The organism is Flavobacterium sp. KS-LB2 (assembly GCF_036895565.1).
In the GTDB taxonomy this organism is placed as follows: domain Bacteria; phylum Bacteroidota; class Bacteroidia; order Flavobacteriales; family Flavobacteriaceae; genus Flavobacterium.
In genome coordinates this window covers 1,579,173-1,603,010 of sequence record NZ_CP145904.1, presented here as the reverse complement: position 1 = coordinate 1,603,010, position 23,838 = coordinate 1,579,173, and the positions used below count along the sequence as shown (strand labels likewise).

General features: G+C 36.5%; 12 protein-coding genes and 1 other RNA gene. 6 read left to right on the top strand and 7 right to left on the bottom strand.

Annotated elements, in window-relative coordinates:
- Positions 1-70 precede the first annotated feature (70 nt).
- On the bottom strand, positions 71-1,492 hold the full coding sequence (locus V5J73_RS06755) for an ATP-dependent DNA helicase (protein ID WP_338648461.1): 1,422 nt from the start codon (positions 1,490-1,492) through the stop codon (positions 71-73).
- A 113-nt stretch (positions 1,493-1,605) separates the two neighbouring features.
- On the opposite strand from V5J73_RS06755, the gene V5J73_RS06750 reads away from it, so the two are divergent.
- Positions 1,606-2,412, top strand: coding sequence for a DUF3822 family protein (locus V5J73_RS06750; RefSeq protein ID WP_338648460.1), 807 nt, complete (start codon positions 1,606-1,608; stop codon positions 2,410-2,412).
- Positions 2,409-3,005, top strand: coding sequence for an RsmD family RNA methyltransferase (locus tag V5J73_RS06745; RefSeq protein WP_338648459.1), 597 nt, complete (start codon positions 2,409-2,411; stop codon positions 3,003-3,005). The genes V5J73_RS06750 and V5J73_RS06745 overlap by 4 nt, the downstream gene beginning before the upstream one ends.
- A gap of 75 nt (positions 3,006-3,080) precedes the next feature.
- Here V5J73_RS06745 and V5J73_RS06740 read toward each other — a convergent pair whose 3' ends face one another.
- From V5J73_RS06740 to rnpB, 3 genes are all read right to left on the bottom strand, one after another.
- A complete protein-coding gene (locus V5J73_RS06740) occupies positions 3,081-3,638 on the bottom strand; it encodes a hypothetical protein (RefSeq protein ID WP_338648458.1) in 558 nt (185 codons plus the stop codon).
- 100 nt (positions 3,639-3,738) lie between these two features.
- Complete coding sequence (locus V5J73_RS06735; RefSeq protein WP_338648456.1) at positions 3,739-4,662, bottom strand: ketopantoate reductase family protein; 924 nt, start codon at positions 4,660-4,662, stop codon at positions 3,739-3,741.
- Positions 4,663-4,789: 127 nt separating this feature from the next.
- Positions 4,790-5,113, bottom strand: an RNA gene (gene rnpB / locus V5J73_RS06730) — RNase P RNA component class A.
- Between the two features lie 120 nt (positions 5,114-5,233).
- On the opposite strand from rnpB, the gene V5J73_RS06725 reads away from it, so the two are divergent.
- From V5J73_RS06725 to V5J73_RS06715, 3 genes are all read left to right on the top strand, one after another.
- Complete coding sequence (locus V5J73_RS06725) at positions 5,234-5,542, top strand: hypothetical protein (RefSeq protein ID WP_338648455.1); 309 nt, start codon at positions 5,234-5,236, stop codon at positions 5,540-5,542.
- Positions 5,543-5,755: 213 nt separating this feature from the next.
- Positions 5,756-6,841: a DNA polymerase III subunit gamma/tau gene (gene dnaX, locus V5J73_RS06720; RefSeq protein ID WP_338648454.1), complete on the top strand. Its 1,086-nt coding sequence runs from the start codon at positions 5,756-5,758 to the stop codon at positions 6,839-6,841.
- Positions 6,842-7,104: 263 nt separating this feature from the next.
- Positions 7,105-7,488 carry a DNA polymerase III gene (locus V5J73_RS06715; protein WP_338648453.1) on the top strand — a complete coding sequence of 128 codons (384 nt, stop codon included), beginning with the start codon at positions 7,105-7,107 and terminating at the stop codon, positions 7,486-7,488.
- Positions 7,489-7,494: 6 nt separating this feature from the next.
- Here V5J73_RS06715 and V5J73_RS06710 read toward each other — a convergent pair whose 3' ends face one another.
- The 3 genes from V5J73_RS06710 to V5J73_RS06700 form a co-directional block, all read right to left on the bottom strand.
- Positions 7,495-8,385 (bottom strand): Ppx/GppA phosphatase family protein, encoded by an 891-nt coding sequence (locus V5J73_RS06710; RefSeq protein ID WP_338648452.1) that lies wholly within the window; start codon positions 8,383-8,385, stop codon positions 7,495-7,497.
- 102 nt (positions 8,386-8,487) lie between these two features.
- Entirely contained in the window at positions 8,488-10,575 is a 2,088-nt protein-coding gene (gene ppk1, locus V5J73_RS06705; protein WP_338648451.1) for a polyphosphate kinase 1, read from the bottom strand.
- A complete protein-coding gene (locus tag V5J73_RS06700; RefSeq protein WP_338648449.1) occupies positions 10,572-11,057 on the bottom strand; it encodes a SixA phosphatase family protein in 486 nt (161 codons plus the stop codon). The genes ppk1 and V5J73_RS06700 overlap by 4 nt, the downstream gene beginning before the upstream one ends.
- A 494-nt stretch (positions 11,058-11,551) precedes the next feature.
- On the opposite strand from V5J73_RS06700, the gene V5J73_RS06695 reads away from it, so the two are divergent.
- The gene (locus V5J73_RS06695) at positions 11,552-23,683 is read left to right on the top strand and encodes a T9SS type B sorting domain-containing protein (RefSeq protein WP_338648448.1); all 12,132 of its coding nucleotides are present in this window, start codon (positions 11,552-11,554) and stop codon (positions 23,681-23,683) included.
- Positions 23,684-23,838: the final 155 nt, after the last annotated feature.

Here is a 23,838-nt window from a genome sequence, read left to right as displayed (position 1 = left end):
ATATAAGTCATCTAAGATCATTTAAGTTTTTCTTTGATTTTAGCTTATATGACTTATATGTTTATCAAATTTACTCCACAAAATTCTCATCTTTAAAACCTATCAAATATAATTTATTTTTGGCTCGAGTCATAGCGGTGTACAACCACCGAATATAATCTCTATTGATGCCGTCCGGCAAATACGGTTGTTCTATAAAAACAGTATTCCACTGACCACCTTGTGATTTATGACAAGTTATTGCGTACGAAAATTTAACTTGTAAGCCATTAAAATATTCGTTGGCTTTTACTTTTTGGAACTGCTTGAATTTGGTTTCACCTTCGTAATCTTTCAAAACTTCCTGATACAATCTATTGGATTCTTCATAGGTTAAAGACGGCGATTCACTTTTTATGGTGTCCATTAATAATACCGTTTCAAATGGAATCTGATTGGGGTAATCAATCATTCGGATTTTTACTTTGGCAAACTTAAAACCATACAATTCTTTAATGTTGAAAATTTCCAATATTTCGACAATATCACCATTAGCAATAAAGCCGGCTTCGTCAGAATCTTTCAACCAAAAATAATTATTCTTCACCACCATCAGGAAATCGCCAGTGGAAAGTTCACTTTCTTTATCGAGGATTTTGGTTCTGATTTGTTCATTATATTGATTCGCTCTTTTATTCGAACGAACAATAAAAGCGGTGTCTTCTATACTATAATTACTGTAGGCGGAATTGATGGCATCCTGAATATCATAGCCATCGGTAAGTCGAACGATATCTTTGAATTTTCGAAGATTAAATTTAAATTCGGTGATAAAAGAATCTTTCAATAATTCCCGAAGTTCTGTGGCATTATGCAAAATCCCGGAATTTTCTTCCTGACGCATGACTTCATCCAACTCAATATGCTCTACTTCCTTATCATAATTCATTCCCAATGTGCGAATGTCCAATGCGGGACTGATATCCAAATTCACAGGAGGCAACTGAGCGGTATCTCCCAATAAAATCATTTTGCAATTGGTTCCCGAATAGACATACGAAATCAAATCATCTAATAAGGAACCGTTTTCATATAACTTCGAATCAGAATTCGTATCAGAAATCATCGAAGCTTCATCGACTATAAATATGGTGTTTTTGTGTTTATTTTGTTGCAAGGTAAACGAAACGCCACCACCGGAAGCTTTCTTGGGAAAGTAGATTTTTTTATGAATCGTAAAAGCTGGTTTATTCGAATAATTAGCAATTACTTTAGCCGCACGACCCGTTGGTGCCAACAAAACATATTTTTTATTGATGTCCAATAAACTGTTTACAATCGTAGAAATCACGGTTGTTTTTCCCGTTCCCGCATATCCTTTTAATACGAAGATGGTTTTATTATCAGTTTCGGTTAAAAAAATTGCTATTTTTTGAAAAAAAATATCCTGTTTATATGTGGGTTGAAAAGGGAATTTTTTTTGTAAAAGACTATAAAACAGGGAGGAATTCATGTGTAGTTACTTGCTATGAAATGAACATCAAATATAAGTATTAAGTATCAATTACTATTAATAGTTATTATTATAATTTGTAAGTTTGCGTTGTTGAAAAAATCAATAGTATTATGAATATAGCCGAAAAAAAATATAAAAAACTTTCAATTCAAGTTTCCTTGACAGGGCTTTCTTTTTGTTGTTTTGACACGCTAAATAATACAGTAACTTCATTTAACGAAGTACATTTTGAAACCTTCCACAAAGCTACAAAAATTGAAGAATTGTTTGCCGATGCTTTTAGAGATTATCCGGAACTAAAGGATTCGTATGATGAGATTTTGGTGATTCACAATAACAATCTTTCTACATTTGTACCGGAACCACTATTTGATGAGAACTTTTTAGGGAGTTATTTACAATACAATACTAAAGTTTTTGAAACTGATTTTTTCGCTTTTGATGAAATTCCAAACTATCAAATGAATGCAGTTTATATTCCGTATGTGAATATCAATAATTTTTTTATTGACCAATTTGGCGCTTTCGATTATAAACATGCGAATAGTATTTTGGTTTCGAAACTTTTGATTGCTTCCAAAAATAAGGATGAGAAAAAAATGTTTGTACATATTAATAAAGGACATTTTGAAATCGTTGTAGTTCAAAACCAAAAATTATTGCTTTTTAATTCTTTCGATTACAACACGCCAGAAGATTTCTTGTATTATATTTTATTCACGGCAGAGCAATTAAATTTAAATCCCGAAAACTTCCCATTGGAACTAATCGGAAATATTGATACCGAAAGTGATTATTTCAAAATTGCTTATAAATACATTCGCAACGTTTCCCTCATAGATGTGGAAGATTTACGATGGAACAATTATTTTTCTGAGGCCGAAAACAGAAATCATTTTATACTTTTCAACTCATGAGAATCATTTCAGGAAAATACAAAGGAAGACGCATTTTTCCACCAAAAGGATTACCAGTTCGTCCTACAACCGATATGTCAAAAGAAGCATTATTTAATGTTTTGAACAACCATTTCAGTTTTGAAGGACTTAAAATATTAGATTTATTCGCTGGAACTGGCAATATTAGTTATGAATTTGCCTCCAGAGGAAGCACACCAATAACATCAGTTGATGGTGATTTTGGCTGTGTAAAATTCATCAAGCAAGTCGCAGCCGAATATGATTTTAATATTGCAGCTACAAAAAGTGATGTTTTTACCTATTTAGAAAGATGTAAAACGTCTTACGATGTTATTTTTGCAGATCCACCGTATGCTTTGGACCAGAAAACTTTCGAGAAAATCATCCTTTTAGTTTTCGAAAAAGAATTACTGAATGAAGATGGCATGATGGTAATTGAGCATTCGAAATATACCAAACTAGATCACATGATTCACTTTTCCTTTCAGAAAAGTTATGGAGGTTCTATTTTTAGTTTCTTCGAAATAGGTTCTGGTGATAAAGAAGATTCTAACACTGAATCCGACCAAAATGATAGTGAAGAAGAATAGTCCTTATTTTATATAAAACAGAAAAGCTCTTGTAATTACAAGAGCTTTTCTGTTTTATATAAAGATTTAAAGTAATTATTTTCCAATTACCCAGCCCAAAGTAAAGTTTAAAACAGGCACTAATTCACTGTCATTTTTGTCAAAATTATACCCAATTCCCAAATTCAAATCAAGATTAAAATTCCCTTTATACGTTCGTTGAAAACCCCAAACAGGTGCTATCGTAATTGAAGCATTATCAGGCAAAAAGGTATCATTTGTTGAAATTGATCTGAAATTATAAAAAGCAGACATCGCGATAAACCCTCCTGAATTATGGGAAGTAACTTTTCCTTTTCCTGCCCTTTTCTCTAAATTATAATAATGACGAAACTGTTCATTAATATAAGGATAAAAGGTCCACGTATTCCCAAAACTATTCGATGTATATCCGTAACCGGAACTCAATTCAGAATAAAGTGTGTTCTTATCACTTAGACCATGTTCGTAAACAAATCCAGGAAGTAATACATTGATCTTGAATTGACTCTTTTGTACAGTTGGTTTTTCTTGTGCGTTAGAATGTGAAATTGTCATTAAAATAAAAACAGCTGTAATAACTGCTGTACTATTTTTAAATACCGATAATTGCATATGTAATTAGTATTAAATTTGCGATACCTGATTTGTTTTATATCGGGAGCAAACATAATATTAAATTTTAATCTGTCAGAATTTTATTTTAACAATAAAATTAAACTTTCGATAACTTCTTCTCTATCATTTGATAAACTGGTGTTGCAACCCCATGTTTTATAGCTAGATCCACAACATATTTTGTCAAGGAAACTACTTCGGTGTTTTTTCCTGCCAAAAAATCTCTGTGCATCGAAGAAGTTACGTCTTTTGGTGTTTTTTCAAGCTTAACAATCGTTTGGGCTACAATATCATCTGGCAACGTTACCCCTTTTGCAACAGCCACAGCAGCAATTTCGATTAACAGTGAACTATAAATTGCTTTATTTTCAGTATTGTTTAAAATTCCGCCTATGTTTTCATTCAAATAAGAAGTTGCTGAAGCTAAGGCCGAAATAAAAATGAACTTTTCCCAAACCGTTTCTTCAATATTTTCTACAAGATAACTTTCGATATTTGCCTTCTCGAAGATGGATTGGAGTTCATTTAATTTGGAAACTGGAGCATTTTTAGAACCAAAAAATAGTTTTTCATAAGGACCAATTTTCTTGATAATACCAGGCGATTCAATCATGGAAACAACATATACACAACCTTGCAAAACCGTATTTTCAGGAAATAGTATTTGTATTCGTTCCGTAGCATCGACACCATTGTATAAAGGTAGGACTATCGTGTTTGTGGAAATACAATTTTTTACGGATTCAAAACTGGTTTCGATATCATAGGTTTTCGTAGCGCAAAGAAGGTAATCGAGTTCCCCAATTTCTTTTGTATTATTAGAAACTAAACTGGGAAAAACAGTTGTTTCAGTAGCGTCAGCAATAATTTTTAATCCATTTTGCGCGATAACTTTTTGGGTTTCACCACGGGCAATAAAAATAATTTCTATGGTATCGGATTCCAAATAAGCTTTGGCTAATAATCCACCAAAATAACCACCTACTCCACCCAAACCTAAAATTCCAATTCTTGTTTTCATAAGACTAATTTAAACATAAAAACAAAACCATTAAGAAATTTAGAAAATTAAGCCTTGACTTAATGAAACTTAATTTCTTAATGGTTTTGTTTTTAGATTTAATAATCTTTAATTTTATTAAATCTAAAAAAAATGCAGACCTATAAGCCGGATTCTGTCCCCGATAAATCGGAGCCTTATCATTTATCTAGATCACACATTACTGCGTGACTCAAGCTATCTACCCTTCAGCAACGAACGAGACGCCCTTAAATGCTGATATACTTGATATTTCACCGCATAGAGTTTACCTGGTTTCACTACAGCATTACCTGTACATACTTTCTGTTGCACTTGTCCTAATCTTGCCCGTAAAGACAAAACCGACGGGTGTTACCCGCTATGCTTCCCTGTGGTGTCCGGACTTTCCTCCTTCTTGATTGCTCAAAACGGCGATAAGGCGGTCTGCAGCGCGAAATTACAACATTTTTTCATGTATCGCCGCTTTAGATTATTTACTTTAACGCGCATTTCACAATGTGTTAATAATAAAATAGTTATCTTTATAAATAACAATTAATCTTCCATAATCATGAAGCCAACGTACCATTATACCACAGTTATTGAAGCCTTAGAAGATCTAAAACGAAAAGGTTTCACCTATGATTTTAATATTCATCAAGATGATATTAAAGCAAATCCACACCTATTTGAGGTAAATCACGTATACCGTTATGAAGGAGATACTGATCCTAGCGAAGAATCAGTAGTTTATGGTATAAGTTCTAATTCAGGTGAAAAAGGGGTTTTTGTAGCTGGCTTTTCAGCAAATTCAGATAATGAAGCAGCGCTTGTTTTGGAACGATTGTGCATAGAAACGGGTGGACAATGTAAACTCTAACTATCATTTAGCATTTTCAATTTATTGGGAGCTCTTTCCAGCTAACCATTACATTCTTATTCACCTGCCCCAAGAACATAGTACCTATTTTAATTTATATCTGACCTAGAAATTTAGCCATAATATACCATTTGAAAAATTAAAAAATCTTTCAATACTTAAATTTTTCAATCTTTAAATTAAAACCTATATTTGCTTTCGAATAAAATTTCTATGGAACAATTTGTTGTATCGGCTCGTAAATATCGTCCTCAAACATTTAAAGATGTTGTAGGGCAAAAAGCCATTACTAATACTTTATTGAACGCCATAGAAAGCAATCACTTAGCTTCGGCATTATTATTTACGGGACCTCGTGGAGTAGGAAAAACAACTTGTGCTCGTATTCTAGCGAGAAAAATTAATCAGCCCGGATACGATGATCCAAATGAAGATTTTACTTTTAATGTTTTTGAATTAGATGCTGCTTCAAACAATTCTGTTGATGATATTCGTAATTTAATTGACCAAGTCCGTATCCCGCCACAAACGGGACAATACAAAGTATACATCATTGATGAGGTTCACATGTTGTCTTCAGCAGCTTTTAATGCTTTCTTGAAGACATTAGAGGAGCCGCCAAAACACGCCATTTTTATTTTGGCTACGACCGAAAAACATAAAATTATTCCAACGATACTTTCTCGTTGTCAGATATTTGATTTCAAAAGAATTACTGTAAAAGACGCTAAAGAACATCTTGCCGAAGTAGCTACCAGTCAAGGAGTTAATTTTGAAGATGATGCTTTGCACATTATTGCTCAAAAAGCTGATGGTGCTATGCGAGATGCTTTATCTATTTTTGACCGAGTAGTTTCTTTTTGTGGGAAAGATTTAACACGTCAGGCCGTTACTGAAAACTTGAATGTGTTGGATTATGAAACCTATATTAACATCACAGATTTAATATTAGAAAACAAAATCCCAGATTTATTAATCGCTTTCAACGAAATTCTTGCCAAAGGATTTGATGCCCATCATTTTGTGTCTGGATTAGCATCTCATTTTAGAGATTTATTAGTTTCGAAAACGCCAGTAACATTATCTTTATTGGAAGTTGGGGAACAAGCACAACAAATGTATGGCGTGCAAGCACAAAAATGTAGTCAAGACTTTTTATTAAAAGGAATTGAAATTGCAAATGATTGTGATTTAAAATATAAACTGAGTCAAAATCAACGACTTCTTGTTGAACTTTGCTTGATGCAACTTGCCTCTATCACTTTTGATGGAGAAAAAAAAAAGTTGAGCAATTTATAATTCCACCTACTCATTATAAAAAGAATGATTACTCAATTGTAGAAAGTCCAAAAGCTAAAATAGAAGGAATTACAAATACTGTAATTGAAGCGAAAGTTCAAGAAAAAGATACAGAAGCTATAGTTAGAGCTCCTTCAGTTCCCACTCCTGCGGTTAAAATTAATATTCCACAATCTAATGAACCAAAGGTTTCTGCCTTTTCATTATCGAGTATTCGTGCCAAAAAAGCATTAGAAGAAAGCACTAGAGGAATTGTAAAAGAAGTGGCGCACTTACCAACAGAATCGTTTACCGAAACGGAAATGTTATTGCATTGGAACAAATATGCCCAACGTTTAGGAGATAAAGGTTATAAAATCATGGAATCGTTATTACTTATAAACGATCCTAAATTAAATGGAACTTCAATCACTATTGAATTACCAAATGAAGGTTCTAAACTAGATTTTGAAAAAGAATTGAATGGACTTTTAGGACATTTAAAGGGTCATTTACACAATCATGATATTACAATTGACGTTATTGTGAATGAAAGTATTGAAAGCAAAAGAAGCTTTAACGACCAAGACCGATACAACAGGCTTCACGAAATAAATCCAAACATTGAACTTTTACGAACAACATTTGGATTAGATTTAGATGCGTAAGTACTACTATATTTTACCGTAATACATTGCTTTTACAATTCCATCTGAAAGTCCAATTTTTGGTACATAAATATTTCTTGCTCCACTCCATTTCATTGCATTTAGATATATTCTTGTAGCAGGAATAATTACATCAGCACGATCTGGATTTAAACCTAATTCTGAAATTCTTTGTTCATACGAAAGTGAATTCAAGAATGCATATTGTGAATTCATATAAATGTATGACAATGGTTTTTCCTGAATTTTACCGGACATTTTGAAAAGCTTATTAATATTTCCACCTGAACCTATTAAAATGACTTCTTCGTATTCCTCTGTATTTGTTTTTATCCATTTTTCAATTTCATCCCATACAACATCACAAACCATATCATTTAATAAACGTACGGTTCCTGCTTTGAATGATCTTGAATTGATTAATTTACCGTTAGAAAACAAGGTAAATTCCGTGCTTCCACCACCAACATCAACAAAAAGATAGGTTTGATCTGTTTTTAATAAATGATGCAAATCGGTTGAAGCGATTATGGCAGCTTCTTTTTTACCATCGATAATTTCTATTTTTATATCTGCTTTTTTCTTTATTAGAGCTACTACTTCTTTACCATTATAAGCTTCGCGCATAGCCGAAGTTGCAAAAGCCATGTAACGTTCCACTTTATGAACCTTCATCAAAAGATTAAAAGCTTTCATTGCATCGCACATTCTTTCCAAATTCTCGTCTGAAATTTCACCTACTGTAAAGGCATCTTGACCAAGACGAATTGGAACACGCACTAATGAACTTTTATTAAATTGTGGTTCTTTACCTTCTTGTTCTACAATATTTACAATCAATAAACGCATGGCATTTGAACCAATATCGATTGCTGCATATTTTTTTATTTTAATCATTTTAGATTTGATTCGTTTATTGTTTTAGAAATTAATTTGTCTATTTATTACTTCTAAAATCAAAAAATTATTGAAAATACTATTCTAAATTGGAACAAATAATTACCCTATTTTCTCCGATTTTAATTCTAACTCAACTTTACTTTGATAGTATTTATAGGTTTCTAATTGTGCCCTAAAAATTGGATTATGATTTCGAACTCTATATTTATTATCTAATTTATAGGAATGATAACGGGCTTTTACATTTCCTTTCCAACCGATATCAAAGTTATCAATTAATTCATTTTTTATGTCCTGATCGTAAATAGGACAAGTAACTTCAACACGTCCATCAAGATTTCTAGTCATAAAATCAGCTGAGGAGATGTAAACTTCTGTTTGTCCTGCATTTCCAAAAATATAAATCCTAGAATGCTCTAAATAATTATCTACTATACTTATAGCTTCAATATTATCGCTCATTCCTGGAATCCCAGGTATCAAGGAGCAAATACCTCTTACTTCTAGTTGAATTTTTACTCCTGCTCTACTTGCTTCATATAATTTATCTATCATTTCAAAATCAGACAAGCTATTCATTTTTAACTTTATATGCGTTTTTCTACCCGCTAATGCATGTGTAATCTCTCGATCAATTAATTTTATAAAACGACTTCTGGTGTAATGTGGTGACACAATAAGATGCTTGTAACGATGAACTCGATAATTGATGTCAAAAAATTCAAATATTCTCATGATATCCTTCAGAATTTGCTGATGACTCGTAAAAAGAGTTACATCAGTGTACACTTTTGCCGTCGATTCATTGAAATTCCCTGTTGAAATAAATCCGTATCGTTTTACTTTATTATTTTCATTTCTTTCAATAACACATATTTTGCTGTGTACTTTTAGTCCTTTTATTCCAAATATTAATTCGATGCCCTCAGTTTGCATTTGCTCTGCATACGAGATATTTGAAGCTTCATCAAAACGGGCTTGTAATTCAATTTGAACGGTTACTTTTTTACCGTTTTTGGCAGCATTTATTAGTGAACTAATAATTTGAGAATTTTTAGCTAAACGATATAAAGTAATTTTAATCGAAGTTACTTTTGGATCTAATGCTGCTTCACGCAAAAACTTAGTCAGATAGGAGAATGATTGATATGGTGCATTCAATAAATAATCTCTTTCACTTATTTTTTCCAACATACTTCCCTCAAGACTTAAACCTGGAATTGGTAGTGGGTCATTTGTTTTGTATAACAAATCAAATCGGCCCAGATTAGGAAAATTCATGTAATCGCGTCTGTTATGGTATCTACCGCCGGGAATAATACTATCTGTAGATACGATTTTCATTTTATCAAGAAAAAATTGCAATGTATCCTCTTCTATCAATTGGTCATAAATAAAACGAACTGGCTCACCAATTCTGCGATCTTTAACACTCAATGAAATTTTTTCAATCATACTTTTACTTAAATCACTATCAATGTCCAACTGAGCATCTCTTGTAATTTTTATCATATGCGCAGAGACACTTTGGTAATCAAAAATATTGAAAATACTACTCAAATTATGTCTAATCACATCATCTAAAAGTATGATATAATGCTTTTCATTATTTGATGGTAAAACAACAAAACGGTTGATTGTTTTAGGAATTTCGATTACAGCGTAACGCACTTCCGAATTTTTATTCATAACTAATTTAATGGCTAAATATCCTGAAGTGTCTTTCAATACGGGAAATTCTGCTAAATCATTCAAAATTATTGTTACTAATTCAGGACTCAGCTTTTGAATAAAAAAGTCTTTCAAAAAAATTTCCTGTTCAATAGTAATATCATTTTCAGTGATAATAAATATATTCTCAGTCTCTAATTCAGCTTCAATAATATTTAAAATTCGTAAACTTTCTGATTGTTGTTCAATTACAATTTCAGTTATATCTTTTACTAATTGTTGGGCAGAAATACCTCCTAGATACTTTTCTCCAGTTATTCCTGTTAGACTTAAACGTCTGATGGCTGCAAAACGAACTCTAAAAAACTCATCTAAATTATTCGAAAAAATACCTAAAAATCGTAATCTATCTAGTAATGGAACTGAATTATCACCAGCCTCTTGAAGTACTCTGGCGTTGAAAGCTAACCAACTTTTTTCTCTATCTATATATTTGTATTCTAATACTTTATTCATCTTAAATCTTTGGGAAATATTATTTTTTCAATTTTACCTTTTTTAATTTTTTTCCAATCATCAGTATCAAATTTTACGGATACAAAACCACTTGTAGGAATATTATCAATATAAATGTCTCCAAATTTATTAACAAAATTTGTAATTGCACCATTATGTCCAAAAACAATAACATTTTCGAAAAGATTACTACAAGATTTAATAATTTCTTCTAGTTTCTTTTCATCAAAGGTATAAAGGTCGTCTTTGTAAACGATACTTTCTATAGGATAGGCTAAATTTTGAGCAAAAATTAACGCTGTGTTTGTTGCTCTTTTCGCAGAACTTGCCCAAATAATATATGTTTTGGGAATAAAATCTTTTGCATTAGTGGAAACAAGGTGAGCATCTTTCATGCCTTGACATGTCAATCCACGATCTTTATCATGCATTGGGACTTCCCAACTTGATTTTGCATGCCGAACTAAAATTAGATTTTTCATACTAAAACTATTTATTTGTCAATGGCATTATTTCTATTTTTTTGAGAATACAAATTACAAAATAAATTTTAAATGAAATTGCTTATTCAAGTTCAAATAATGAAAATTATTCTTATGACGAAAAGGCATACTATTCGCAAATAATTAAGTTTTATCTTGTTTTTTATTTCTTAACAAGAATTGTAATAAAAATTTATAAATGTTAAAAAGATAAAAAAAAACATTAACAAACATAGCAAACAAGTGCTTTTTTTTAATATTTTATTAACAAGAAATGTCGTTTCAACGAGTATTTAGGTAGTTGATAGAAAAAAAAATTAGAATTAAATCATTCTAATTAGTTTAGCATGAAAATCAAGGATTTGAATACGAAAAAGAATCATTTAAATTAATTCAGAATGATTAAAAAATGATCCTCTTTTATATAAAGCCCTTAATTTATTAATAATATAGAATAAGATTATATTACAAACGATACATTAAAATTTGATTGTATGAAAACAAAAATTACCCTTCTTTTACTGACTTTATTTGTTTTTGTTGGTAATACATATTCACAATTTGATGCTCAACATCCAGATTTAAGATCATGTAACTATTCATGTCCCTCAGGCAATGTAACTGCCAAAAATGTTTATCTAAGTGCTACTATCAACGATGGGACACCTTTAGAGGATATTTATCCTACTTGCATAGCTGGTCAAGACACATATAGTGTAACTATATGGCTAAATTACACTCAAAATCAAAATAATGATATTCCAAATACAAGAGTATTTGCAACATTAACAATAGGTGGTGGTACACCCATACAAATTAATACTTATGTTGGAACTTTAGCCTCAACAAAAGGAACATCTGGTGGGAAAATTAAATTAACAACCGTTCCAGTAAACTGGGTTTGCGGTCAAACCTTATCATTTACTAATGTATTGGTGGTTTGGAAACCGGGTAACGGAGATTCTCAACTTAACGCAAATAGTACTTATAATTGTCAAACCTATACGAACTCGCAATGTGAATTCGGCACAACTACAATTTTTACAGCTCCTTTAGCTGTTCAATATGATTATTCTATCTCTTGTGCAACTAATACTGGTGTAGCTGTACAATTTTCTAATACAACAAATGGTGGTAAAGCTCCATTCACATATTTATGGAATTTTGGAGACGGAACAACCTCTACAGCAATAAGCCCACTTCATAATTACACTACCTCTGGAGTAAATGTTACTGCCACATTAACCGTTACTGATTCAAGAACACCAACACCAGCTACTAACACAATATCTAAAACGATAAATCTTCCTAACAAACTTACTACTTCTATTTCTCAACAAACTAATGTATCTTGTAACGGAGAAAATAACGGATCTTTAACTACTATGCCATCAGGAGGAACATTACCTTACACCTATCTATGGAATAGTTCTCCCATTCAGACTTCAGCAACAGCTACTGGTCTTGCATCCGGAACATATACAATTACAGTTACGGATGCCAAGGGCTGTATTACAACTTCGACTGCAACTATAACACAGTCAGCTGTATTATCGGCTTCGGCAACTACAACTGCTGTGCTTTGTAAAGGTGGAAATGGTATGGTGGACTTATCTGTTTCTGGTGGAACTGCTCCGTATACTTACCTTTGGAGTAATGGGGCACTATCGCAAGATCTTGCCGCTGTTGTTGCAGGAACTTACAATGTGACTATAACTGATGCTAATAATTGTACTACTACTGCTTCGGCTACCGTGACAGAACCAGCTAATGCTTTAGAGGCTTCGGCAACTACAACTGCTGTGCTTTGTAAAGGTGGAAATGGTATGGTGGACTTATCTGTTTCTGGTGGAACTGCTCCGTATACTTACCTTTGGAGTAATGGGGCACTATCGCAAGATCTTGCCGCTGTTGTTGCAGGAACTTACAATGTGACTATAACTGATGCTAATAATTGTACTACCACTGCTTCGGCTACCGTGACAGAACCAGCTAATGCTTTAGAGGCTTCGGCAACTACAACTGCTGTGCTTTGTAAAGGTGGAAATGGAATGGTGGACTTATCCGTTTCTGGTGGAACTGCTCCGTATACTTACCTTTGGAGTAATGGGGCACTATCGCAAGATCTTGCCGCTGTTGTTGCAGGAACTTACAATGTGACAATAACTGATGCTAATAATTGTACTACCACTGCTTCGGCTACCGTGACAGAACCAGCTAATGCTTTAGAGGCTTCGGCAACTACAACTGCTGTGCTTTGTAAAGGTGGAAATGGAATGGTGGACTTATCCGTTTCTGGTGGAACTGCTCCGTATACTTACCTTTGGAGTAATGGGGCACTATCGCAAGATCTTGCCGCTGTTGTTGCAGGAACTTACAATGTGACAATAACTGATGCTAATAATTGTACTACCACTGCTTCGGCTACCGTGACAGAACCAGCTAATGCTTTAGAGGCTTCGGCAACTACAACTGCTGTGCTTTGTAAAGGTGGAAATGGTATGGTGGACTTATCCGTTTCTGGTGGAACTGCTCCGTATACTTACCTTTGGAGTAATGGGGCACTATCGCAAGATCTTGCCGCTGTTGTTGCAGGAACTTACAATGTGACTATAACGGATGCTAATAATTGTACTACTACTGCTTCGGCTACCGTGACAGAACCAGCTAATGCTTTAGAGGCTTCGGCAACTACAACTGCTGTGCTTTGTAAAGGTGGAAATGGTATGGTGGACTTATCCGTTTCTGGTGGAACTGCTCCGTATACTTACCTTTGGAGTAATGGGGCACTATCGCAAGATCTTGCCGCTGTTGTTGCAGGAACTTACAATGTGACTATAACTGATGCTAATAATTGTACTACTACTGCTTCGGCTACCGTGACAGAACCAGCTAATGCTTTAGAGGCTTCGGCAACTACAACTGCTGTGCTTTGTAAAGGTGGAAATGGTATGGTGGACTTATCTGTTTCTGGTGGAACTGCTCCGTATACTTACCTTTGGAGTAATGGGGCACTATCGCAAGATCTTGCCGCTGTTGTTGCAGGAACTTACAATGTGACTATAACTGATGCTAATAATTGTACTACTACTGCTTCGGCTACCGTGACAGAACCAGCTAATGCTTTAGAGGCTTCGGCAACTACAACTGCTGTGCTTTGTAAAGGTGGAAATGGTATGGTGGACTTATCTGTTTCTGGTGGAACTGCTCCGTATACTTACCTTTGGAATAATGGGGCAACATCGCAAGATCTTGCCGCTGTTGTTGCAGGAACTTACAATGTGACTATAACTGATGCTAATAATTGTACTACTACTGCTTCGGCTACCGTGACAGAACCAGCTAATGCTTTAGAGGCTTCGGCAACTACAACTGCTGTGCTTTGTAAAGGTGGAAATGGTATGGTGGACTTATCTGTTTCTGGTGGAACTGCTCCGTATACTTACCTTTGGAGTAATGGGGCACTATCGCAAGATCTTGCCGCTGTTGTTGCAGGAACTTACAATGTGACAATAACTGATGCTAATAATTGTACTACTACTGCTTCGGCTACCGTGACAGAACCAGCTAATGCTTTAGAGGCTTCGGCAACTACAACTGCTGTGCTTTGTAAAGGTGGAAATGGAATGGTGGACTTATCCGTTTCTGGTGGAACTGCTCCGTATACTTACCTTTGGAGTAATGGGGCACTATCGCAAGATCTTGCCGCTGTTGTTGCAGGAACTTACAATGTGACTATAACTGATGCTAATAATTGTACTACTACTGCTTCGGCTACCGTGACAGAACCAGCTAATGCTTTAGAGGCTTCGGCAACTACAACTGCTGTGCTTTGTAAAGGTGGAAATGGTATGGTGGACTTATCTGTTTCTGGTGGAACTGCTCCGTATACTTACCTTTGGAGTAATGGGGCACTATCGCAAGATCTTGCCGCTGTTGTTGCAGGAACTTACAATGTGACTATAACTGATGCTAATAATTGTACTACCACTGCTTCGGCTACCGTGACAGAACCAGCTAATGCTTTAGAGGCTTCGGCAACTACAACTGCTGTGCTTTGTAAAGGTGGAAATGGTATGGTGGACTTATCTGTTTCTGGTGGAACTGCTCCGTATACTTACCTTTGGAGTAATGGGGCACTATCGCAAGATCTTGCCGCTGTTGTTGCAGGAACTTACAATGTGACTATAACTGATGCTAATAATTGTACTACTACTGCTTCGGCTACCGTGACAGAACCAGCTAATGCTTTAGAGGCTTCGGCAACTACAACTGCTGTGCTTTGTAAAGGTGGAAATGGTATGGTGGACTTATCTGTTTCTGGTGGAACTGCTCCGTATACTTACCTTTGGAGTAATGGGGCACTATCGCAAGATCTTGCCGCTGTTGTTGCAGGAACTTACAATGTGACTATAACTGATGCTAATAATTGTACTACTACTGCTTCGGCTACCGTGACAGAACCAGCTAATGCTTTAGAGGCTTCGGCAACTACAACTGCTGTGCTTTGTAAAGGTGGAAATGGTATGGTGGACTTATCTGTTTCTGGTGGAACTGCTCCGTATACTTACCTTTGGAGTAATGGGGCACTATCGCAAGATCTTGCCGCTGTTGTTGCAGGAACTTACAATGTGACTATAACTGATGCTAATAATTGTACTACTACTGCTTCGGCTACCGTGACAGAACCAGCTAATGCTTTAGAGGCTTCGGCAACTACAACTGCTGTGCTTTGTAAAGGTGGAAATGGTATGGTGGACTTATCTGTTTCTGGTGGAACTGCTCCGTATACTTACCTTTGGAGTAATGGGGCAACATCGCAAGATCTTGCCGCTGTTGTTGCAGGAACTTACAATGTGACTATAACGGATGCTAATAATTGTACTACTACTGCTTCGGCTACCGTGACAGAACCAGCTAATGCTTTAGAGGCTTCGGCAACTACAACTGCTGTGCTTTGTAAAGGTGGAAATGGTATGGTGGACTTATCTGTTTCTGGTGGAACTGCTCCGTATACTTACCTTTGGAATAATGGGGCAACATCGCAAGATCTTGCCGCTGTTGTTGCAGGAACTTACAATGTGACTATAACTGATGCTAATAATTGTACTACTACTGCTTCGGCTACCGTGACAGAACCAGCTAATGCTTTAGAGGCTTCGGCAACTACAACTGCTGTGCTTTGTAAAGGTGGAAATGGTATGGTGGACTTATCTGTTTCTGGTGGAACTGCTCCGTATACTTACCTTTGGAGTAATGGGGCACTATCGCAAGATCTTGCCGCTGTTGTTGCAGGAACTTACAATGTGACTATAACTGATGCTAATAATTGTACTACTACTGCTTCGGCTACCGTGACAGAACCAGCTAATGCTTTAGAGGCTTCGGCAACTACAACTGCTGTGCTTTGTAAAGGTGGAAATGGTATGGTGGACTTATCTGTTTCTGGTGGAACTGCTCCGTATACTTACCTTTGGAGTAATGGGGCACTATCGCAAGATCTTGCCGCTGTTGTTGCAGGAACTTACAATGTGACAATAACTGATGCTAATAATTGTACTACTACTGCTTCGGCTACCGTGACAGAACCAGCTAATGCTTTAGAGGCTTCGGCAACTACAACTGCTGTGCTTTGTAAAGGTGGAAATGGAATGGTGGACTTATCCGTTTCTGGTGGAACTGCTCCGTATACTTACCTTTGGAGTAATGGGGCACTATCGCAAGATCTTGCCGCTGTTGTTGCAGGAACTTACAATGTGACTATAACTGATGCTAATAATTGTACTACTACTGCTTCGGCTACCGTGACAGAACCAGCTAATGCTTTAGAGGCTTCGGCAACTACAACTGCTGTGCTTTGTAAAGGTGGAAATGGTATGGTGGACTTATCTGTTTCTGGTGGAACTGCTCCGTATACTTACCTTTGGAGTAATGGGGCACTATCGCAAGATCTTGCCGCTGTTGTTGCAGGAACTTACAATGTGACTATAACTGATGCTAATAATTGTACTACCACTGCTTCGGCTACCGTGACAGAACCAGCTAATGCTTTAGAGGCTTCGGCAACTACAACTGCTGTGCTTTGTAAAGGTGGAAATGGTATGGTGGACTTATCTGTTTCTGGTGGAACTGCTCCGTATACTTACCTTTGGAGTAATGGGGCACTATCGCAAGATCTTGCCGCTGTTGTTGCAGGAACTTACAATGTGACTATAACTGATGCTAATAATTGTACTACTACTGCTTCGGCTACCGTGACAGAACCAGCTAATGCTTTAGAGGCTTCGGCAACTACAACTGCTGTGCTTTGTAAAGGTGGAAATGGTATGGTGGACTTATCTGTTTCTGGTGGAACTGCTCCGTATACTTACCTTTGGAGTAATGGGGCAACATCGCAAGATCTTGCCGCTGTTGTTGCAGGAACTTACAATGTGACTATAACTGATGCTAATAATTGTACTACTACTGCTTCGGCTACCGTGACAGAACCAGCTAATGCTTTAGAGGCTTCGGCAACTACAACTGCTGTGCTTTGTAAAGGTGGAAATGGTATGGTGGACTTATCTGTTTCTGGTGGAACTGCGCCGTATACTTACCTTTGGAATAATGGGGCAACATCGCAAGATCTTGCCGCTGTTGTTGCAGGAACTTACAATGTGACTATAACTGATGCTAATAATTGTACTACTACTGCTTCGGCTACCGTGACAGAACCAGCTAATGCTTTAGAGGCTTCGGCAACTACAACTGCTGTGCTTTGTAAAGGTGGAAATGGTATGGTGGACTTATCTGTTTCTGGTGGAACTGCTCCGTATACTTACCTTTGGAGTAATGGGGCACTATCGCAAGATCTTGCCGCTGTTGTTGCAGGAACTTACAATGTGACTATAACTGATGCTAATAATTGTACTACCACTGCTTCGGCTACCGTGACAGAACCAGCTAATGCTTTAGAGGCTTCGGCAACTACAACTGCTGTGCTTTGTAAAGGTGGAAATGGTATGGTGGACTTATCCGTTTCTGGTGGAACTGCTCCGTATACTTACCTTTGGAGTAATGGGGCACTATCGCAAGATCTTGCCGCTGTTGTTGCAGGAACTTACAATGTGACTATAACTGATGCTAATAATTGTACTACTACTGCTTCGGCTACCGTGACAGAACCAGCTAATGCTTTAGAGGCTTCGGCAACTACAACTGCTGTGCTTTGTAAAGGTGGAAATGGTATGGTGGACTTATCTGTTTCTGGTGGAACTGCTCCGTATACTTACCTTTGGAGTAATGGGGCAACATCGCAAGATCTTGCCGCTGTTGTTGCAGGAACTTACAATGTGACTATAACGGATGCTAATAATTGTACTACTACTGCTTCGGCTACCGTGACAGAACCAGCTAATGCTTTAGAGGCTTCGGCAACTACAACTGCTGTGCTTTGTAAAGGTGGAAATGGTATGGTGGACTTATCTGTTTCTGGTGGAACTGCTCCGTATACTTACCTTTGGAATAATGGGGCAACATCGCAAGATCTTGCCGCTGTTGTTGCAGGAACTTACAATGTGACTATAACTGATGCTAATAATTGTACTACTACTGCTTCGGCTACCGTGACAGATGGAGATGGTACTCCTCCTGTAATTAGTCAACTACCAAATGAAATAACTATTAACTGTCCTGCAAAACCTGAGTTTGCTGAAGCAAACGCAACAGATAATGTTGATATATCCGTTTCTTTGACTTTTGACGATGTAACTACTAATGGACAATGTGCAGGTTCATATTCTATAACTAGAACTTGGACAGCTGTTGACGATTGCGGAAATAGTTCGACAAAATCGCAAACTATCAATGTTCAAGATATCACTTCTCCTACTTTTACACCGCCAGCAAACATTACTCTTAGTAGTGGTGAAAATTGTACAACAAATACTGACCCATCAGTAACAGGCACAGTAACAACAGTAAATGATACTTGTGATTCAAATCCAATTGTAACCTTTATTGATACAAATTGTTTTGGAAATTCAAATAATCAAGAAATAAATGCTGGAAATGGTAATTATTTCCCATTTACTGTTTCAGGTTTTGATGGGATATCTGCAAGCAGTATTGAAAAAATTGCATTAGCATTCGAAACAAATCAAGGAAAAGGAAGAGCTGAATTTACTCTAATTGCTCCTAACGGTCAAGGAATAATTTTAGTTGGTCCTTATTGTACTGGTGGAGCGTGTGATGATACAAATTCAAATACTAAAGAATTATACTTACCTGTATTTTATCCTAACAGTTCAGGTTATGCAAAGTGGAACAATAGTAGTTTTATTCAAGATGGTGTTAGTCAAAACTTCACTCCAAACGGAGCAACAACTTCTACAAATACAATACCTGAATTAACATCATATGTATCCAGCTTTGAAAACTTTACAGGTTCAATGAATGGAACTTGGCTAATTTATTCTAGAAAACAAGCTAGTGTTAATGGTAGTATTGAATTCAAAAGCATTTGTTTAACCCCAATTTTATGTCCTGGAAATAAAATTATTTCTAGAACATGGAAGGTTAGTGATGCATGTGGTAATACAGCAACTGCTAATCAAACAATAAAAATTGAAGACACAACTGCTCCGACAGCTTCTAACCCTGCTGCCATTACTCTTACTGGTTGCAATGGTACTTTCCCTGCTGCTGATATTGCTGTAGTGACTGATGAAGCCGATGCTTGTTCAACTCCAATTGTTGCTTTTGTTGGTGATAGTGCTCCTGCTTTAGTGGGTTGTACTGAAACTACAATCAGAACATACAGCGTGACAGATGCTTGTGGAAACACTATCAATGTCACTCAAAACTTAATCAGAACCGTGGATGAAACTGCTCCGACAGCTTCTAACCCTGCTGCCATTACTCTTACTGGTTGCAACGGTACTTTCCCTGCTGCTGATATTGCTGTAGTGACTGATGAAGCCGATGCTTGTTCAACTCCAATTGTTGCTTTTGTTGGTGATAGTGCTCCTGCTTTAGTAGGTTGCACTGAAACTACAATCAGAACATACAGCGTGACAGATGCTTGTGGAAACACTATCAATGTCACTCAAAACTTAATCAGAACCGTGGATGAAACTGCTCCGTCAGCTTCTAACCCTGCTGCCATTACTCTTACTGGTTGCAATGGTACTTTCCCTGCTGCTGATATTGCTGTAGTGACTGATGAAGCCGATGCTTGTTCAACTCCAATTGTTGCTTTTGTTGGTGATAGCGCTCCTGCTTTAGTGGGTTGTACTGAAACTACAATCAGAACATACAGCGTGACAGATGCTTGTGGAAACACTATCAATGTCACTCAAAACTTAATCAGAACCGTGGATGAAACTGCTCCGACAGCTTCTAACCCTGCTGCCATTACTCTTACTGGTTGCAACGGTACTTTCCCTGCTGCTGATATTGCTGTAGTGACTGATGAAGCCGATGCTTGTTCAACTCCAATTGTTGCTTTTGTTGGCGATAGCGCTCCTGCTTTAGTGGGTTGCACTGAAACTACAATCAGAACATACAGCGTGACAGATGCTTGTGGAAACACTATCAATGTCACTCAAAACTTAATCAGAACCGTGGATGAAACTGCTCCGTCAGCTTCTAACCCTGCTGCCATTACTCTTACTGGTTGCAATGGTACTTTCCCTGCTGCTGATATTGCTGTAGTGACTGATGAAGCCGATGCTTGTTCAACTCCAATTGTTGCTTTTGTTGGTGATAGTGCTCCTGCTTTAGTGGGTTGTACTGAAACTACAATCAGAACATACAGCGTGACAGATGCTTGTGGAAACACTATCAATGTCACTCAAAACTTAATCAGAACCGTGGATGAAACTGCTCCGACAGCTTCTAACCCTGCTGCCATTACTCTTACTGGTTGCAACGGTACTTTCCCTGCTGCTGATATTGCTGTAGTGACTGATGAAGCCGATGCTTGTTCAACTCCAATTGTTGCTTTTGTTGGTGATAGTGCTCCTGCTTTAGTAGGTTGTACTGAAACTACAATCAGAACATACAGCGTGACAGATGCTTGTGGAAACACTATCAATGTCACTCAAAACTTAATCAGAACCGTGGATGAAACTGCTCCGACAGCTTCTAACCCTGCTGCCATTACTCTTACTGGTTGCAACGGTACTTTCCCTGCTGCTGATATTGCTGTAGTGACTGATGAAGCCGATGCTTGTTCAACTCCAATTGTTGCTTTTGTTGGTGATAGCGCTCCTGCTTTAGTGGGTTGTACTGAAACTACAATCAGAACATACAGCGTGACAGATGCTTGTGGAAACACTATCAATGTCACTCAAAACTTAATCAGAACCGTGGATGAAACTGCTCCGACAGCTTCTAACCCTGCTGCCATTACTCTTACTGGTTGCAACGGTACTTTCCCTGCTGCTGATATTGCTGTAGTGACTGATGAAGCCGATGCTTGTTCAACTCCAATTGTTGCTTTTGTTGGCGATAGCGCTCCTGCTTTAGTGGGTTGTACTGAAACTACAATCAGAACATACAGCGTGACAGATGCTTGTGGAAACACTATCAATGTCACTCAAAACTTAATCAGAACCGTGGATGAAACTGCTCCGAAATTTACAGAAACTTTACCAGAAAATGTAACTGTTCAATGTTCTAATGTTCCTACTGCTGCTACCTTGACCGCTACTGATAATTGTGGGGATGCTACTGTAACTTACGATCAAACAACTACTTTAGGTTTATGTGCTAGTACTTACACACTAACGCGTACTTGGACTGCAAAAGATACTTGTGGAAATACTGCAACTCATACTCAAATTGTGATAGTGGAAGATACAATAGCTCCTGTATTTGTTGAGGCTTTACCAGAAAATGTAACTGTTCAATGTGGTGCTATTCCAACTCCTGTTACACTAACCGCTACTGATAATTGTGGGGATGCTACTGTAACTTACAATCAAACAACTACTTCGGGTTTATGTGCTAGTGCTTACACACTAACGCGAACTTGGACAGCAAAAGATGTTTGTGGAAATACTGCAACTCATACTCAAATTGTGACAGTGGAAGATACAATAGCTCCTGTATTTGTTGAGGCTTTACCAGAAAATGTAACTGTCCAATGTTCTAATGTTCCTACTGCTGCTACCTTAACCGCTACTGATAATTGTGGAAATGCTACTGTAACTTACGATCAAACAACTACTTTAGGTTTATGTGCTAGTACTTACACACTAACGCGAACTTGGACAGCAAAAGATGCTTGTGGTAATACTGCAACTCATACTCAAATTGTGACGGTGGAAGATACAATAGCTCCTGTATTTGTTGAGGCTTTACCAGAAAATGTAACTGTCCAATGTTCTAATGTTCCTACTGCTGCTACCTTAACCGCTACTGATAATTGTGGAGATGCTACTGTAACTTACGATCAAACAACTACTTTAGGTTTATGTGCTAGTACTTACACACTAACGCGAACTTGGACAGCAAAAGATGCTTGTGGTAATACTGCAACTCATACTCAAATTGTGACGGTGGAAGATACAATAGCTCCTGTATTTGTTGAGGCTTTACCAGAAAATGTAACTGTTCAATGTGGTGCTATTCCAACTCCTGTTACACTAACCGCTACTGATAATTGTGGGGACGCTACTGTAACATACAATCAAGCAACTACTTCAGGTTTATGTGCTGGTACTTACACACTAACGCGAACTTGGATAGCAAAAGATACTTGTGGTAATACTACAACTCATACTCAAACAATCAATATAATTGATACTAATGGACCTACTACAACTACTGAATTCAGTTCTACAGTTAATACTAGTTGTAATGCAATTCCAGCAAAACCAGAACTTGTATTTGTTGACAATTGTTCTGCTGTTACAACAGCAGTATATACAGAAACAATTATTAACAAAACTGATAACTCCTATTCAATTGTTAGAAAATGGTCTGTTTCAGACACTTGTGGAAATGCATCTGAGTTTATTCAAATCATCAATGTAACTGTTCCAAATAGTATTGTCACTATAAACAGTTCAGTTTGTAATAGCGGAGAAATTACAACTGCCAATCTAAGAGAACTTTTACCAGTGGGAACTCCTACAAACGGAACATGGATTGATGTAAATAATTCTGGTTCATTACAAGGGGACATTTTTAATGCTTCGGGACTTACTGATGTAAATTATACTTTTGAATACAAAATTGATAATGCTTGTTTAGAAACTATAAGAATTGTCATGACGGTAAATACTGATTGTGGTGGTATTGTATTAGCTTGTGGAACTGTATTAGTCCATAATGCATTCTCTCCAAATGGTGACGGAATAAATGAGAAATTTATAATTGATAACATTGATGATACTGTTTGTTACCCAGATAATACTGTAGAGATTTATAATCGTTGGGGGGTATTAGTCTTTGAAACCAAAGGATACAATAATACAAGTAACGCATTTGATGGAATTTCTGGAGGTAGATCAACTGTTCAACAATCTTCTGGATTACCTACAGGGACTTATTTTTATATCTTGAATTATACCTCTGTTGATAATGATGGAAAAATCATTTCAAATAAAAAAGACGGGTATTTATACTTAACAAAATAAATAATTAATTTATACCTGAGGAGATAAAAATCCTCAGGTATAATAAAAATAATATTTTTAAAATTATTATTACAAATAACAAACCCCAAAAGAAATTTATCAAACCGACCTGCCGGATTCTTTTAAATGAGTTCGATAGATAATTTTAAATAATA

Bases quoted from the DNA above. Each gene is read 5' to 3' on its own strand.
- V5J73_RS06710 (WP_338648452.1), bottom strand. From the start codon at position 8,385: ATGATTAAAATAAAAAAATATGCAGCAATCGATATTGGTTCAAATGCC.
- V5J73_RS06695 (WP_338648448.1), top strand. From the start codon at position 11,552: ATGAAAACAAAAATTACCCTTCTTTTACTGACTTTATTTGTTTTTGTT.
- V5J73_RS06750 (WP_338648460.1), top strand. From the start codon at position 1,606: ATGAATATAGCCGAAAAAAAATATAAAAAACTTTCAATTCAAGTTTCC.
- V5J73_RS06700 (WP_338648449.1), bottom strand. From the start codon at position 11,057: ATGAAAAATCTAATTTTAGTTCGGCATGCAAAATCAAGTTGGGAAGTC.
- V5J73_RS06725 (WP_338648455.1), top strand. From the start codon at position 5,234: ATGAAGCCAACGTACCATTATACCACAGTTATTGAAGCCTTAGAAGAT.
- V5J73_RS06745 (WP_338648459.1), top strand. From the start codon at position 2,409: ATGAGAATCATTTCAGGAAAATACAAAGGAAGACGCATTTTTCCACCA.
- dnaX (WP_338648454.1), top strand. From the start codon at position 5,756: ATGGAACAATTTGTTGTATCGGCTCGTAAATATCGTCCTCAAACATTT.
- V5J73_RS06735 (WP_338648456.1), bottom strand. From the start codon at position 4,662: ATGAAAACAAGAATTGGAATTTTAGGTTTGGGTGGAGTAGGTGGTTAT.
- V5J73_RS06755 (WP_338648461.1), bottom strand. From the start codon at position 1,492: ATGAATTCCTCCCTGTTTTATAGTCTTTTACAAAAAAAATTCCCTTTT.
- V5J73_RS06740 (WP_338648458.1), bottom strand. From the start codon at position 3,638: ATGCAATTATCGGTATTTAAAAATAGTACAGCAGTTATTACAGCTGTT.
- ppk1 (WP_338648451.1), bottom strand. From the start codon at position 10,575: ATGAATAAAGTATTAGAATACAAATATATAGATAGAGAAAAAAGTTGG.